This window comes from Rhodococcus sp. 5G237, from assembly GCF_053764735.1.
This window is the reverse complement of record NZ_JBSNCD010000004.1, coordinates 498518-514714: the sequence shown is the minus strand read 5'-3', so window position 1 is coordinate 514714 and position 16197 is coordinate 498518. Positions and strand designations below refer to the sequence as shown.

At 66.3% G+C, this 16197-nt stretch carries 12 protein-coding genes; 9 read left to right on the top strand and 3 right to left on the bottom strand.

Translation table 11 applies throughout. The features are described 5' to 3' along the window. Window positions 1-32: 32 nt before the first annotated feature. Entirely contained in the window at window positions 33-1967 is a 1935-nt protein-coding gene (locus tag ACWPOC_RS11855; protein WP_120280595.1) for an FAD-dependent oxidoreductase, read from the bottom strand. A gap of 708 nt (window positions 1968-2675) precedes the next feature. Here ACWPOC_RS11855 and ACWPOC_RS11850 point away from each other — a divergent pair. Then, on the top strand, window positions 2676-3878 hold the full coding sequence (locus tag ACWPOC_RS11850; protein ID WP_120280594.1) for an acyl-CoA dehydrogenase family protein: 1203 nt from the start codon (window positions 2676-2678) through the stop codon (window positions 3876-3878). Window positions 3879-4037: 159 nt separating this feature from the next. Continuing rightward, complete coding sequence (locus ACWPOC_RS11845; protein WP_120280593.1) at window positions 4038-5900, top strand: acyl-CoA dehydrogenase; 1863 nt, start codon at window positions 4038-4040, stop codon at window positions 5898-5900. Between the two features lie 76 nt (window positions 5901-5976). Here ACWPOC_RS11845 and ACWPOC_RS11840 read toward each other — a convergent pair whose 3' ends face one another. Together ACWPOC_RS11840 and ACWPOC_RS11835 are read right to left on the bottom strand one after the other, a co-directional pair. After that, window positions 5977-7524: an AMP-binding protein gene (locus ACWPOC_RS11840; protein WP_455408679.1), complete on the bottom strand. Its 1548-nt coding sequence runs from the start codon at window positions 7522-7524 to the stop codon at window positions 5977-5979. Continuing rightward, a complete protein-coding gene (locus ACWPOC_RS11835) occupies window positions 7521-9668 on the bottom strand; it encodes an acetate--CoA ligase family protein (protein ID WP_455408678.1) in 2148 nt (715 codons plus the stop codon). The genes ACWPOC_RS11840 and ACWPOC_RS11835 overlap by 4 nt, the downstream gene beginning before the upstream one ends. Before the next feature lie 312 nt (window positions 9669-9980). On the opposite strand from ACWPOC_RS11835, the gene ACWPOC_RS11830 reads away from it, so the two are divergent. The 7 genes from ACWPOC_RS11830 (at window position 9981) to ACWPOC_RS11800 (ending at window position 16188) form a co-directional block, all read left to right on the top strand. Continuing rightward, window positions 9981-10877, top strand: coding sequence for an alpha/beta hydrolase fold domain-containing protein (locus ACWPOC_RS11830; RefSeq protein ID WP_455408677.1), 897 nt, complete (start codon window positions 9981-9983; stop codon window positions 10875-10877). Between the two features lie 123 nt (window positions 10878-11000). Next, the gene (locus ACWPOC_RS11825) at window positions 11001-11525 is read left to right on the top strand and encodes a flavin reductase family protein (protein ID WP_120280589.1); all 525 of its coding nucleotides are present in this window, start codon (window positions 11001-11003) and stop codon (window positions 11523-11525) included. Further along, a complete protein-coding gene (locus ACWPOC_RS11820; protein WP_455408676.1) occupies window positions 11522-12442 on the top strand; it encodes an alpha/beta hydrolase in 921 nt (306 codons plus the stop codon). The genes ACWPOC_RS11825 and ACWPOC_RS11820 overlap by 4 nt, the downstream gene beginning before the upstream one ends. Then, window positions 12439-13206 (top strand): enoyl-CoA hydratase-related protein, encoded by a 768-nt coding sequence (locus ACWPOC_RS11815; RefSeq protein WP_455408675.1) that lies wholly within the window; start codon window positions 12439-12441, stop codon window positions 13204-13206. The genes ACWPOC_RS11820 and ACWPOC_RS11815 overlap by 4 nt, the downstream gene beginning before the upstream one ends. Further along, on the top strand, window positions 13157-13852 hold the full coding sequence (locus ACWPOC_RS11810) for a 3,4-dihydroxy-2-butanone-4-phosphate synthase (protein ID WP_455408674.1): 696 nt from the start codon (window positions 13157-13159) through the stop codon (window positions 13850-13852). Before ACWPOC_RS11815 ends, ACWPOC_RS11810 begins: the two co-directional genes overlap by 50 nt. Before the next feature lie 46 nt (window positions 13853-13898). Beyond that, window positions 13899-15608, top strand: a complete 1710-nt coding sequence (locus ACWPOC_RS11805; RefSeq protein WP_455408673.1) for an FAD-dependent oxidoreductase — start codon at window positions 13899-13901, stop codon at window positions 15606-15608. A gap of 61 nt (window positions 15609-15669) precedes the next feature. Beyond that, entirely contained in the window at window positions 15670-16188 is a 519-nt protein-coding gene (locus tag ACWPOC_RS11800) for a ribonuclease H family protein (RefSeq protein WP_455408672.1), read from the top strand. Window positions 16189-16197: the final 9 nt, after the last annotated feature.

Here is a 16197-nt window from a genome sequence, read left to right as displayed (position 1 = left end):
GGAATCCGGCCCGTTCGTGTGGTCGGAGCAGGTCAGCCGACGCGGCGCTTCGTCGCGGTGAAGTCCGCCGGATCGGGGCGCTCGGTGCGGGCCCAGTAGTCGGCCACCGGCCACGGGGAGTTGGTGACGACCCGGCCGCGGGAGTTGCGGTAGTAGCTCGTCACGCCGTCCATCGCATAGACCATCGTCGAGTTCGCCTCGTCGAGTTCGGCGTTGTACCGCTCGTACGGTTCGGGCTTGCATTCCAGCGCCGCCAGATCCTCGGACACGAGCCGGCCGATCGCCTCGACGACGTAGCGCACCTGGGCCTCGGCGATCGTGATGTAGCTGCCGCCGGGAGGATTCGTGTTCGGCCCGTAGAGGAAGAACAGATTCGGGAATCCCGGGGTGGTGATACCGAGATAGGCACGCCCGTTGTCGTCGTCCCACATCTCGCGCAGTGAGCTGCCCTCGCGTCCGCGGATGTCCATGGGGAACAGGAACCGCTGCTGCTGGAATCCCGTGCACAGGATGAGGATGTCGATGTCGCGTTCCTCCCCGTTCGCCGTGACGAGTCCGGTCGGGGTGAGCCGCGCGACGCTGTCGGTGAGCAGTTCGACATGAGGCTTGCGCAGGGTGGTGAACCAGCCGTTGTCGATGAGAAGGCGCTTGCCGAAGGGCGGATAGCCGGGAAGGGTCTTGCGGCGCAACTCCTCGTCGCCTGCTGTCTGGCTGTCGAGATAGGCGGTGAGATAGGCGCGGTAGGCGTCGTTGAGGGAGCTGACGAGCTTGCCCTTCGTCTCGCGCTCCGGGTCGACCGGCAGTGCGGCGTAGGTCCGCTCGGTGTAGAGCCAGTACAGCCGGAAGCGGTACCAGCCCCGGTAGAACGGGATGTGGTCGAACAGCCAGTTCTTGCTGTCGTCGGTCTGTCGGAAGTAGTTCTCGTTCGGGGCGATCCACTGCGGCTGACGCTGCAGGACGACCATGTTCTCGACCTGGTCGGAGATCGCCACCACCAACTGCATCGCACTGGCACCGCTGCCGACCACCGCGACGCGCTTGCCGCGCAGGTCGAGGTCCTCGGGCCACTGTGCGGAGTGGACGATCTCGCCGCGGAAGTCCGCAGCCCCCGCGAAATCCGGAACGTTCGGAGTGCTGTGCAGCCCGGCTGCCGTCACCAGCGCGCTCGCGCGCAGTTCCTGCTTCTCACCGTCGGGACCGGTGACCGACAGGACCCAGAGCTGTTCGCTCTCGTCCCATGTGGCCGTATCGACCGAATGGCCGAACCGGATCCGATCGGTGATGCCGTACTCGGCGGCCACGTCCGAGACGTAGTCGAAGATCTCGTCACGGCGGGCGAAGTGCTCGGACCAGTTCTTCGGGCGGAAGGAGAACGAGTAGAGGTCGCTGGGGATGTCCACCCGTGCCCCGGGATAACGGTTCTCCCACCAGGTGCCGCCGAGACGGTCGTTCCGTTCCAGGACGGTGTACGGGATACCGGCCTTCTCCAAGTTGATCGCGCAGGTCAGGCCGGAGATGCCGGCTCCCACGACGACGACACCGAAATCCTGTCGGTCGGAGCGGATCTTCTCACCGACGTCGGTGGGCGTGTAGGGGGCGAAACCGAGCTGCTCGGCGATCATCGGGGAGTAACGTTCGGAGACGGGCTCGCCCATGACCGTGCTCATCAACCGGGCGAGTTCCGTGCCGGTCGGTGCCGGGTGCGCGATCGGCTTGCCGTTGCACCAGTCCAGCACGGCGTCGGTCGCAGCTTCACGGATCTCGGCCTGGATCTGCGGGTCGAGACCGCCGTCGTTGTGTTCCTCGTACCCCTTGGTGGGTGTCGGAACATACGGGGCGGAGAGCCATTTCTCCTCGCCGGTCAATTGGTAGAGGACGGGGAGCAGGCACGGGATGTTGCCTGCGGCGACGGCTGTGCGCACGGTATCGCGGTCGAGTGCGGGATCCGGGGGGATTGCCAGGCTCATATCGCGTCCTTCCGTTTGTGGGACGAAGTAGTGGTTCGGGCGGTCAGGGAGTTCGAGGGATTCACGAAAGGTGCTCGAGAGGAGTCGTTTTCATCGAAGGTGACCCGTAGCGTCGCGGAGCGGCGAGCGCTCTCGGGTTCCGGATGCACTCTGTCCTGACGTGGTGTTAATCGTAACTATGGCGGTGCGCGAGAGTCAATAGCACATCCACTAGGGATATCGGGGTCTTTAGTTAGTCGCTGTTGTGGACTTGCGGCCGGATGTCGGGATGATCGAATCTGTGTGAGGACCCTGTCGCGACATTGTTCGTGCCTTAGTCGTTACTAACAGTACGGGCATACATGCCAGTAGAAGGCGGTATTGACGCGGAGAATCGCTAGAGTTACGGTTCACAACCGTAACGGCTACCCGGGGTGCCGGGCCCGTACGAATCTCCCTCTCGAAGGATCGCTGTTCTCAGGGTGTGACTCCTTACACGCCGAATGCGCATGGATGTGAGTACCGGTTATGCACACGGACAACTACGAAATGCGTCTACCTGGGAATTAGTACCTTGACATTAGCGGTAACTATGTTAGCTTGATCACACCGGAGCGCTTCGTGAATCTGCTTCGGGGGCTCCGTAGGGACCAAGAACGCCGGTTGCGTGGAAGACACTCGAATGGTGGGGCACGTCGCCGGATCACCTCCGCACGAAAGGCATGAAACATGACCGAGACGCTGAGCCCGGAGACGGTCGCCAGTAGCGCCCGCGAAGCCGACTACCTCCAGCGCGCGCGTTCCATCGCACCTCTCATCAGGCAGGAAGCTGCCGCCATCGAGCGCGAGCGCACCCTCACGAAGCCGGTTGCCGACGCCTTCGTCGAACAGGGCCTCCACGGAATGCTGGTCCCGGAAGAGCTCGGCGGCGGAGGACTGCTGCCCAGCGAGGGCATGCGGGTCTTCGAAGAAGTCGCGAAGTCCGACGCTTCGACCGGATGGGCGTGGATGGCCAGCGAGTGGGGCACCGCCGGTGTCGTCGGATATCTCGCCCCGGATGTCGCGAAAGACCTTCTGGGCCGCGACGAGCCGTTCATCGTGGCCGGCCAGCTTCTTCCCCGGTACCCCGGTATCCAGGTCGAGGGCGGCTACATCATCGACGGCCGGTACTCGTTCGCGAGCGGCTCCGACCACGCGACGTGGGTCGGTGCCGGCTTCTTCGTCGCAGACGAGCAGGGGAACCCGATCCTCGGCGAGAACGGGCAGCCGCAGGCCCGTATCGCCCTGCTCCCCAGGAGCGAAGCGGAGTTCCACAAGAACTGGGACGTCTGGGGACTCGCCGGAACGGGCAGCCACGACTACACGATCACCAAGACGTTCGTCCCCGCCGAGCACACCACCCCGACGTTCGGTGGCACGCCGACCCGCTCGGAAACGATGTACAGACTGACCAACGAATTCGCCGGCGGTCTGCCCCACGCCCCCATCGCGCTCGGAATCGCTTCCCGCGCGCTGGAACTGGTGGCCTCCCTGACGGCCAACAAGGTTCGCCCCACCTACTCGGTGCCGGTGGGCGAGGCCGAGATCTTCCGCATCGACTTCGGCCGCAAGGAAGCCGAACTGCAGGCCGCGCGACTGTACTGCTACGACGTCGTCCGCGCCGCCGAGGACGCCGTGAACTCCGGCCGACCGATCACGCCCGAGCACATCGCCCGCGCCCAGCAGATGCTCGCGTGGGTGCACGAGGTCTGCGCGGACGTCGTGACATTCGCGCACCGGTGGGGCGGCAGTGCGAGCATCGCCTCGACGAGCACCCTGGGCCGTTTCGTCCGCGACATGAACGTGGCGACACAGCATCTGCTCGTCGACCAGAAGATGCTGGCGGATGCCGCAGCGGTCCTGCTGCCGATCTACGCGCAGGCCGAGGCCTGACCGATCGACCTCGCACTACGAACCCGGACGACCCGTGTCGTGCGGCCGGTCTCCGGTGAATCCCGGACCCGGCGCACCACGGGTCTCCGGGTTCGGTGCGCTGTGTACCCCCGACCGGCCCACCATCGGGTGGGCCGACGAGTGTGAGAGGCACCCACGATGGGCCATTACAAGAGCAATCTCCGCGACGTGGAGTTCAACCTGTTCGAGCTGCTCGGCCGAGACCGCGTGCTCGGGACAGGTCCGTTCGAGGAGGTCGACCCCGAGACGGCGCGGATCGCGTTGAGCGAGGTCGACCGCCTCGCCCGCGAGGAACTCGCCGCGTCGTTCGAGGATTCCGACCGCCACCCGACCGTCTTCGACCCGCAGACCCACACGGTCACCGTGCCCCCCTCCTATGCGGCGACCTACAAGACGTGGATGGATGCGGAGTGGTGGCGGCTGCGTGTGCTTCCCGAACTCGGCGGGACGAATGCGCCCAGTTCACTGAACTGGGCACTCGCCGAGTTCGTGCTCGGCGCGAACCCCACCCTGTGGACGTACGTCGGGTTCCCCACGGCCACGCGGGTGATCTGGCGCCACGGCACCGAGCGGGACCGGAAGATCGCCCGGATCGCCGCGGAGAAGCACTGGGGCGCAACGATGATGCTCACCGAACCCGACGCCGGATCCGACGTCGGTGCCGGTCGCACCAAAGCCACCCCGAACGAGGACGGCACCTGGAACATCTCCGGTGTCAAGCGATTCATCACCGCCGGCGAGCACGACCTGACCGACAACATCGTCCACATGGTCCTCGCGCGCCCGGTGGGCGTCGAAGGCGCGGGCGGACCGGGGACCAAGGGCCTGAGCCTGTTCCTCGTCCCCAAGTTCCATTTCGACTTCGAAACCGGTGAACTCACCGGAGAACGCAACGGCGTGTACGTCACCAACGTCGAGAAGAAGATGGGCGTCAAGGTCTCCGCCACCTGCGAAATGACCCTCGGGGCGGACGAGCCGGCGCGAGGCTGGCTCCTCGGGGAGGTCCACGACGGCATCAACCAGATGTTCGACGTCATCGAGGACGCCCGGATGATGGTGGGGTCCAAGGCCATCGCCACGCTGTCCAGCGGTTATCTCAACGCTCTCGAGTACGCCAAGGTGCGTGTGCAGGGATCCGACCTCGCCCGCTCGTCCGACCGGTCAGCGCCCCGCGTGACCATCACCGCGCACCCCGACATCCGACGATCTCTGCTCACCCAGAAGACGTACGCCGAAGGACTGCGGTCGCTGGTGCTGTACACGGCGACCTGGCAGGACGAGATCGCACTGCGCAGTGCGGCAGGAGAGGACGCGACGCTCGCCGAGGCGGTCAACGATCTGCTCCTCCCCGTCGTCAAGGGTTACGGCTCCGAACGCTCGTGGGTCGTCCTGGGCACCGAAACCCTCCAGACCTTCGGTGGATCCGGCTATCTCCAGGACTACCCGATCGAACAGTACGTACGCGACGCCAAGATCGACACCGTCTACGAGGGCACCACCGCGATCCAGGCGCAGGACCTGTTCTTCCGCAAGATCGCCCGGAACAAGGGTGTGGCATTCGGGCATCTGCTGGACGAGATCACCTCGTTCGCCGACGATGGCTCCGCCGCAACCGATCTTGCGACCGAACGCGACCTGCTGCTCGAGGCGGCCGACAGTGTCCGGGCGATCGTGGAGAAGATGACGGCCGATCTCGTCCGGTCGAATCCGACCGTCGCCGACGGGGACGAGCGCAATGTCTACAAGGTCGGACTCAACGCGACCCGATTGCTGTACGCGATCGGTGATGTGGTCGTCGCCTGGCTGTTGCTGCGCAGCGCCGCGGTCGCTCTGCGCGCACTCGGCGGTGAGGTCGATGCAGCCGACCGCACCTTCTACGAAGGCAAGATCGCTGCGGCCCGCTTCTTCGCTCGCAACATCCTTCCGTCGACGATCGCAGAGGCACGGATCGCCACCGACGTCGACGTCTCCGTCATGGACCTCGACGAAGCGTCGTTCTGACGTCATCCGCCCCGAGAACACACGATGCGCGCCCGATCGGATCGGGCGCGCATCGTCGTGTATGCGGAGACGGCGGTCAGGGCGTACCGACGGCCGAGTCTGCTACCTGCTCCTCCCAGTACGGTGCCTTCAGTCGGCGCTTGAACAACTTCCCGGTGTCCTCCCGGGGCAGGCTCTCCTCGAACACCACGACCTTCGGCACCTTGAATCGGGCAAGGCGCATCTCGACGTGGCGACGAACGTCGTCCTCGGTGAGGGTCGCACCGGGATCGGGTTGGATGTGTGCAGCGATGGCTTCGCCGAACTCGGGATCGGGGATCCCGAACACCGCCGCATCGGCGACGCGGTCGAGGCCGAGGATCACCGCTTCGATCTCGGCGGGATAGATGTTGACGCCACCGGAGATGATCATGTCGTTGCGGCGATCGCTCAGATACAGGAATCCGTCGGCGTCCACATGTCCGATGTCGCCCACCGTGACGTAGCCGTCGATCTCCATCCCGCGCCGCTTGGCGTCGTCACCCAGATAGGTGAAATCGGGCCAGGCGGAGAACGGTCTCAGATAGATGTCGCCGTCCTCACCTACGGGTGCATCGTTGCCGTCGGCACCCACGATGCGGACCGCAGCGTCGGACAGCGGCCTGCCCACGGTTCCCGGATGAGCGAGCCATTCCTCGCTCGTACAACACACGGCAGCACCGGATTCGGAGCCACCGTAGTACTCGTGGACGATGGGACCGAGCCAATCGATCACGGCGCGCTTGACGTCGGGTGGGCACGGTGCGGCGGCGTGGACGACCGAGGTCAGGGACGACAGGTCGTACCGTGCGCGGACGTCTTCCGGCAGTTTCAGCAATCGGACGAACATGGTGGGAACCACCTGCAGATGTTCGATCCGGCGTTCCTCGATCGTCCGGAGAAGGCCTTCCGGATCGAATCGCGGCATGATCTCCACGTCCATCCCCAGGGCGAACGCGAACTGGAACTGGGTGTTCGGGGCGGTGTGGTACATCGGGGCGGCGACCAGGGTCGATCGCGCCTTACCGAACGCGAACGCCTCGATGACGACGCCGTGCAGGGCCGCGACCTTCTCCGGCGGCGTCGGTCGCCGCAGGATGCCCTTGGGGCGGCCGGTGGTGCCCGACGTGTAGATGACGCTCATCGGGGGATCCGTGATCCCGGTCGTGTGCGGTTCGTGAGCGGCGATCAGATCCTCGATGTTCGGGTACCGCCCCGACAACGACGGGATGTCGGTGCCGTAGGCGTCTGCCAGTACCGCCGGGACCGGGACCTCGACGATCCGCGCGTCGGAGGGCAACACGGATTCGACCTTCGACAACAGGTCGGTGTGCACCAGCACGACCCGGGCGCCGCTGTCCGCGAGTACGTGGCCGAGATCGTCGGTGTTGCCGTGCCAGTTCGCGGGAACGGGCACGGCGCCGATCGCAGCGCCGGCGAGCGTGGCCTCGACGAAGCCGATCTCGTTGCGCATCACCAGTGCGTAGCGATCACCGTGCTCCACACCGAGGCCCGCCATGGCCCCGGCGATCCGTGCCGCCCGCTCGCGGATCTGCGCATGGGTCCGGATGTCGTTGCCACACCGGACCGTTGCCTCGTGGGTCATCGCGGATCCTTTTCTTCGGCGCGCACGATGCACAGAGCGTCGACCGCGACCAGCCCGTCGTCGGTGACGAGGAGCGGGTTGATGTCGAGCGATTCGATCCACTCGTGGCACGCTGCGGCGAGCTTTCCGAAACCGACGAGCAGTTCCGTGAGCTGCTCCAGATTCCACGGGGCCGAGCCACGGTAGCCGTGCATCAGCTTCAGATCGCGGAACTCCTCGATCAGCTCTTCGGCGTCGATCCTGGTCAAGGGTGCCGGGCGCCCGCCGACTCGTTCGAGGATCTCGACCAGGATGCCGCCGATTCCCAGCACCACCATGGGGCCGAGTTCGCTGCGGCCCTCGATCCCCACCAGCAGCTCACCCCTGGCAGTGGTCATGGGCTGGACGGCGACGAGGTCGGGGACGCCGTGCCGATGCGCAAGTTCGCGCATGCGGCTCACCGTGTCCTCGAGGTCCGCCGCGTCGACGTTCAGAGCCACGGCGCCGAGTTCGGTGCGGTGCGGGACATCGGCGAGCTTCACCGCATAGGGGCCGGCGAAGTCCGGCGCGGCACGGCCCTCGGAGTCGACCGTGCAGTACGGCGCGGTCGGGATGCCGAAACGCTGCAGCAACTCCATGGCCTGCGAGAACGGGAGGAACCGTCGTCCGTCACCGGTGTCGATGGTGGGGACGGCCGGACGAGCGACCGGTGCGACGGGTTCGGCGAGCGGACGATGGACCGCTCGATCGCGCACGAAGGTGCCCATCGTCCGGAGACCGCGAAGAGTGCCCCGCAACCCGTATCCGAGAGCCACACTTCCGTCGTCACCGATCACTTCCTCGGCGAACGAACCGACCGGGCCCGCGCCGGCCGCGATGGCGACGGGTTTTCCGAACCGTCGTGCGGCCTGTACGACGTCGTCGATGAGGCGACGGTATACGGGGGAGTCGTCGGTCTCGCCCCACATGTTCACGAACACGACCGCATCGAGCTCGGGGGAACCGACATAGCGTTCGACGATGTCCGTCCAGAAGGTCGCGCCGAAACCGGTGGTGTCGAGGGGATTGGGGACGGTGATGCCGGGGATGGTGGTGCGGACCCACTCGGCGAGGTCGTCGAGAGGAGGCAGCGAGAGTCCTTCGGCTTCGGCCAGATCGTATGCGAGAGAGGCGAAACCTCCTGTTCCCGCGACGACCCCCACACGTTCGACGGTGTTCCACTTGGCGGGATCGAGCTGCCCGACGATCGAGAGCCGGTCGACGAGCTCCTCGAGGTCGTGTGCGAGGTGGATACCTGCCCGCCGGAACGCCACGTCGTAGGCCCACGCGTTTCCGGCGAGGGCGCCGGTGTGCGAGGCGGCCATCTGCTGGGTGCGGCTGCTCCGTGCGAGTTTGAGGGCCACGACGGGTTTGCCCGCGGCGATGCACCGCCGGGCCGCGCGGAAGAACGCCTCGGGGCGGCGGATGCCCTCCACGATGAGGCCGATGGCGGCGGTCTCCGGATCGGAGGCCAGGAAGTCGAGGTAGTCGGCGATGTCGGTGGTTGCTTCGTTCCCCGCGGAGATGAGGCGGGAGATGCCGATACCGGTGCGGCGACCCGCAGTGACCGCGACGCCTCCGATCATGGCGCCGCTGTGGGAGACGATCGATACGCCACCGGCCGGCGGGCGGTAGTCGGCCGATGCCGTCAGGTTGAGGCTGCGGGGAACGCTGATATACCCCAGGCTGTTCGGGCCGACGAGCGCCATGTTGCCGCGCTCCGCGGCGGCGACGAGCCGACGCTGCAACTCCTCGCCCTCCCGCCCGACCTCTGCGAAGCCGGCGGCGTAGATGACGAGTCCTCCGCAGTCGAGTTCTGCACACTCCTCGGCCAGCGCCACCGTGCGCTCGGCGGACATCACGGACAGCACTGCGTCGATCGGTTCCGGAATCTCCGTCACCGAGCGGTGGGTGGGCCGACCGAGGACCGTGGGTGCACTCGGATGGACGAAGTAGACCCGTGCAGCGCTGTCGAGTGTCGGCCGGATGAAGGGCGCGACCGGCGACTTGTCGCTCAACCCGACGATCGCGATGGTCGACGGGTTCAGCACACGTTCCAACGACGAGGTTGCGCGAGCATCGAAATGCTGTGTGCGCGAGGATTCGTCGTCCGAGATGAGAGTCATGGTCGGGGACCTCCGATCTAGAGGGATCGTCTGGGCGGAATGTCGGTGATACGGCGGGGTCGGGGGGCGAGGAGATGCCGGTGTCGGTGCCGCATCGGGCACAGGTTTCGCCGGGCGTGGACCGGTCTCGGTGCAGGCCGTGGCGACTACTCCCCGGAATTTAACACCGTGAACACCCGTTATGGCTACACATGGTCTCTCAGCAAAAAAGTCCAGGGAAATGTCTTCCATAGTTAATGGTAACTATGTAACATCGCTCACAACCCGACTTGATGCGTCGTCGGGATTCGGACTCGATCTTTCGGAGGATCCATGGCCAGGAGCGAAGCGCTCGTACGTGCCGAGAAGATGTGGGTGGAAGGCTTCCCCGACCCCGCGACTGCGACGGTCGACGATCTGCGTGAGGCCTACGACCGGTTGTTCCTGCAGTTCCCCCTGCCCGAGGGGGTCGAACCGGTCGAAGGTGAGGTCGGTGGCGTTCCCGTCCTGTTCGTCACCGCCGAAGGCGCGGCACAGGACAAGGTCCTCGTGTGGTTCCACGGTGGCGGATACATCATGGGCAGCCCACGCGGGTTCCAGGAGCTCGGACACAACCTGTCGCGTGCATCCGGCGTGACCGTCGTCCTGCCCGACTATCGACGAGCACCGGAGAACCCGTTCCCGGCTGCGGTCGACGACGGTGTCGCGGTCGTGTCGGCTCTGGTCACGCAGTACGGTGCCGGCAACGTTGCTGCCGGTGGGGACTCCGCCGGAGGCGGGCTCGCGCTCGCTGCCCTGACGGCGGTTCGCGACAAGGGCGAAAAGATTCCTGCTGCAGTCGTGTTCATCTCGGCAATGCTCGATCTCACGGCGAGCGGCAGCAGCGTGGACGAGTTCGACGGCCAGGACGTCGCGGTCTCGCGTGGCTCCATCGGCAATGTCGGCGAGGCGTATCTGCAGGGGCACGATCCGAAGGACCCCCTGGCATCACCGCTCTTCGCCGACCTGCACGACCTTCCGCCCGCGCTGTTCCTCGTCGGCTCCCGCGAGGTCCTTCTCGACGACTCGCGTCGGGCCGCGGCAGGAATCATCGAACGCGGCGGCTCGGCGAGCGTGTCCACCTACGACGACATGGTCCACGTGTGGCCCCTGTTCTCGTCCATCCTTCCCGAAGGCATCCAGGCTGTTGACGAAGCCGGAGCGTTCATCAAGAAGAACCTCGGACTCTGACGGTCCGACACCAGGCCCGCGGGTGCCGCGCCGGCGGTGCGGCACCCGCGTCCCAAAGCGACGGTCGGGGCGGATATTTCCGACTCGTCCCGACCCGAACAGTACATACGAAAGGCGCCCGAGATGGCCGAACGACAACTCGACGATCTGGCGATGCGATTCCGCGACGCCATGTCTGCGGTGTGCACGCCCGTCGCGGTGGTGACGGCGATGGACGGTGAACGTCCTCACGGCACGACGGTCAGTGCATTCGCTTCGTTGTCGATGTCCCCACCGTCGGTCCTCGTCTCCCTCGATCGCGGTTCGGACCTGCTGTCCCTCGTCCTCCGCTCGGGCACCTTCGGCATGAACGTCCTGGGCAGTGCCCAGTCCGCGCTCGCCGCGCAGTTCGCCCGCAAGGGCACCGACAAATTCGACGGGGTGTCCTGGCGAGCCGACGCAGGAGTGCCGCGCCTGGCCGACGTCCCGCACTGGCTCGCAGCCGAGGTGATGGACACCGTCGACGCGGCGGACCACACCGTCGTCTTCGGCCGGGTGGTGCAGGTCGCGAGTGCGGAGATCGCACCTCTGACCTACCACGCGCGGGTGTTCGGAACCCACGCAGCACTTCCCGAGACGGCCACGACCGGCAGTGGAGCGCAACGATGACATATGCGGAACAGGTCGAGAGCGCAACGGATTCCGACGCGGCGCTGCGGAGGGCCAGAGAATCCTTCGCCGCCGTGTTCGGGAACGGCCGGCTGTCGCTCGCCGAACTCCGGCACAATCTCGACACGATGATGCTCGAATCCGAGCTCGCGGAGGACGTCTCCGTCGAGGAAGTCGTCGTCGGCGGAGTCGAATCGCTGCGCGTGACGGCCGGATCGGACATCGACGACAACGTTCTCGTCTGGTTCCACGGCGGTGGCTACGTCATGGGCAGTCCTCACGGATACCGGCATGCAGCCGCGGCCCTGTCACGCGGTCTCGGCTCGGCGGTCGTCCTCCCCGATTATCGACTCGCTCCGGAACATCCGTTTCCGGCGGCGCTCGACGACGCCGCTACGGTGATCGATGCGCTCGTCTCCGAGTACGGTCCGGAACACGTTGCTGTCGGCGGTGATTCCGCCGGCGGTGGACTCACTGTGGCGACGCTGGTGCACACCCGGGACCGCGGAGCAGCGCTCCCCGCGGTTGCGGTGGCAGTGTCGCCGCTGGCGGATTTCACCGCGTCGGGGGAGAGCGTCGCCACCAACCGCGACACCGATCCGGTCATCACGGAGCGTTCCCTCGGCATGCTCGCGGCGACCTACCTCCGCGGGCACGACCGGGACCACCCGCTCGCCTCACCCGTCTTCGCCGATCTGTCCGCGCTTCCACCGATCCTGTTGCTGGCCAGCGACAGCGAGATCCTGCTCGACGACGCGGTGCGGATCGACCGGCGGGTGCGAGAGGCCGGTGGCGACAGCACACTGTCCGTCTACGCGGACACCTGCCATGCGTGGACGCTGTTCACCGATTTCCTCCCACGAGCACGCGACGGTGTCACCGAGATCGCCGACTTCGTCAGGAAGGTCCTGTCATGACCGTCAGCATTGCCGACGATGGTTCGGTCCGCCACATCCTGATCGATCGACCCGAGCGGATGAACGCCGTCGACAAGGAGACGCTGCACCGTCTGGCCGATGCGATCGAGGCCGCCGGCGACGATCCCGCGGTGCGGGTGATCGTGGTGTCGGGCACGGGCCGAGCCTTCTGTGCCGGTGGTGATCTCGACGTCGAGGATCCGCTGTCGGTCGAGAACACCGCCGGCACCTCCGACGCGGCCGCCCGCTGCATCGCTGCGATCACACGCGTACCCTGCACTGTCGTCGCGGCGGTTCGCGGACCCGCGATCGGGGTGGGTGTATCGATCGCTCTCGCTGCGGACATGACGGTCGTCCGGTCCGACAGCTACTTCTCGATGCCGTTCACCTCGATCGGTCTCATGCCCGACGGCGGTGCCACCGCTCTCGTCGCGGCATCGGTCGGCCGCGCGGTGTCCCTGCGCATATCGCTGCTCGGAGAACGCGTGAGCGCATCCGACGCGTTCCGTACCGGCCTGGTTGCCGCGGTGTACGAACCCGATGTCTTCGAGTCGGAACTCGGTGCCCTGATCTCCCGGTTGAGCACGGTGTCGCGCGAAGCGGTCACGGAGACGAAATTCGCGATCAACGGTGCCACCCTCGACGAACTCGAGCGTGCGTTCGCCCGGGAACGCGAGGGTCAGATCCGACTGACCACCACGGACGAATTCCGCAATGCCGTCGAGGCATTCATGGCCAAGCGGACCAGGGCCGCAGAGCAGTAGAGGGGCAACTATGTCGATCGCTGATATCCGTCGCACGTTCCGTGTCGACGCGCGCTGCCCGGCCGGTGCCCGTGTCCGGCGTGCTGCCGCCGACGTCGCCGCAGGCAGGACGATAGTCCTGCTCGATCCCGCTCGTGGGGAGTCGAGGCTGGTCGTGGCAGCCGAACATGCGACCACCGAATCGTTGGCATTCATGATCCGTCACACCTCGGGTTACGTGGAAGTCGCGGTACCTCGAGAGGATTGCGAACGCCTTCATCTTCCGTGCATGTGGCCGTTCGGTGATACGAACAGTTCGGTACCGGCAGTGACCGTGGATGCAGTGGAGGGTGTGACCACCGGCATCTCCGCGGCCGACCGGGCCCACACGATCAGGACAGTCGCGGACCCGCGGACCGGTCCGTCGGCGCTGTCCCGGCCGGGTCACGTGGCCCCCGTCATCGCACGGAACGGCGGTGCGGGATTCGCCGAATCCGTCGTGCAGTTGATGAAGGTCGCCGGTGTCCGACCGATGGCCGCACTGTGCGAACCGGTGTCCCCAGTCGATCCGACGAGGATGGCGACCGAGAAGGAGAGCATCGACTTCGCAACCGACCACGCACTGACCTTCCTGTCGGTGTTCGACCTGGCCGTGTATTCCCACTGAGTTCTGCGATCCGACCTTTCGGCTTCGCTTCGTTCGAGGAGTCCCCTTGTCCTTCGTCGTGACACAGCCCTGCTGTAACGATGCCGCCTGTGTCCAGGTGTGTCCTGTCGACTGCATTCGGCCGACCCCCGACGACCCGCAGTTCCGGTCCACGGAGATGCTCTACATCGATCCGAAGACCTGCATCGACTGCGGGGCGTGCATGGAGGCATGTCCGGTCGAGGCGATCCACCACGAGGACGAACTGCCGGAAGGCCAGGTGCGCTTCCGTGAGATCAACGCGGAGTACTTCGAACGGCACCCCCTCGTCTCCTCCGGGATCCCGTACGAGAAGCCGACTTCGGCCAGGATTCCGAAGCAGGAAACACCGCTGCGGGTCGCGGTGGTGGGCTCGGGACCGGCCGGTATCTACGCTGCGGCCGAGTTGATGGGACGGATGCCCAACGGCAGCGTGGAAGTCGAGATGTTCGAACGGCTTCCGACGCCGTGGGGACTCGTACGTGCCGGCGTCGCACCCGATCATCTCGCCACCAAGGCCGTGACCGATGTCTTCCGGAGGATCACCGGCAAGCCGGGACTCCGCTTCCACCTCAACGTCGAGATCGGCCGGCACCTCACACACGACGAACTGCTCGAGCACCACCATGCCGTGGTCTATGCGGTCGGTGCGCTCGACGATCGCAGACTCGATGTTCCGGGCGCCGACCTACCCGGTAGTGAATCGGCCACAGAATTCGTGGCCTGGTACAACGGGCATCCGGACTACGCGCACCGGACGTTCGATCTGCGCAGCGAGCGCGCGGTGATCGTCGGGAACGGGAACGTCGCGCTCGACATCGCCCGCATGCTGGTGACGGATCCGGACGATCTCGTCCGGAGCGACATGGCCGAGCACGCTCTGGAGGCGCTGCGTGACAGCCGGATCCGTGAAGTCGTCGTGCTGGGAAGGCGAGGAGCGGCACAGGCCGCCTACACGACGCCCGAACTGCTCGCCCTGGGACGTCTCCCCGGCGTGGATGTCGTGGTCGATCCGGACGAACTCGAAGCGGGGCACGTCCCCGATGCGGAGGTGCCCTTCACCACGGATCTCAAGACCCGCGTCGCGCGCGAATACGCCGCAGCGGTTCCCGACCCGGCCCACAAACGGATCGTCCTCCGTTACCTGGCGTCACCGACACGCATCCTCGGGGAGGACCGGGTCGAGGGCGTGGAGATCGCCCGCAACGAGCTCGTGAGAAGCGACGGCGGAACCGTCACCGCTCGCGCAACCGAGCATCGCGAGGTCATCGAGACGGGACTGGTGCTGCGGTCGATCGGCTTCCGCGGCAGATCGGTTCCCGGTGTGCCGTTCGACGACCGAGCGGGCGTGATACCCAACCTCGACGGCAGGGTCATGGATCCGCGAACCGGGAGTTCCCTACCCGGGGTCTACACGACAGGCTGGGTCAAACGGGGGCCGTCCGGGGTGATCGGCACCAACAAACAGTGCGCACACGACACAATGACGGCGCTCATCGACGACTTCCTGGCCGGCCGACTTCCGGACCCGTCCGGCGACAACGGGCGCAATGCGCTCGACGAGCTCGTCCGTGACCGCCGTCCCGAGGTGGTCGACAGGAAGGGATGGCTCGCCATCGACGGCGCGGAGCGAGCACGTGGGCGAGAGACGGGGCGTCCGCGTGTGAAGATCACCGACATCGGCGAGATGCTCGAAATCGCGCAGGTCGGCGCGCCCGTGACGACCTCAGGAGCATGATCACGCGCGGGCGACACGGGCGACTTTCCTCCTGTCGGAGGGGAGGGATATGGTCGGGCGCATGATCATCGTGAGCACCGACGGATCCTGCCTTCGCAATCCCGGTGGCGCCATCGGGTGGGCGTGGGTCAATCACGAGGGGCGCAGCGCGTCGGGCGGTGAGCGTTCGGGCACGAATCAGATCGCCGAGCTCCGGGCGGTGCTCGAGGCGCTGCGGGCGCATCCCGGCGCCGAGCCGATGATCATCGAATCCGATTCGCAGTACGCGATCAAGTGCGCTTCCGAGTGGCTGCCCGGATGGAAGCGTAAGGGCTGGAAGACGGCCACCGGCGCGCCGGTGAAGAACCTCGAACTCGTGCGCGCCATCGACCGCGAGCTCACCGACCGCACCGGTCCGGTGCGGTTCCGCTGGGTGCGCGGCCACGTCGGCAACCACTTCAACGAGATGGCCGACACGCTCGCCGGCCAGGCCGCCCGCGAGATCGCGGCGAAGCCCGGACCGATCGAGGTGCCCAGCACGCCCGTGGTCGCGCACAAGCCGCCGAAGCGCGCCGATGACGCCGAATTGACCTTGTTCTGAGCGAAGTTC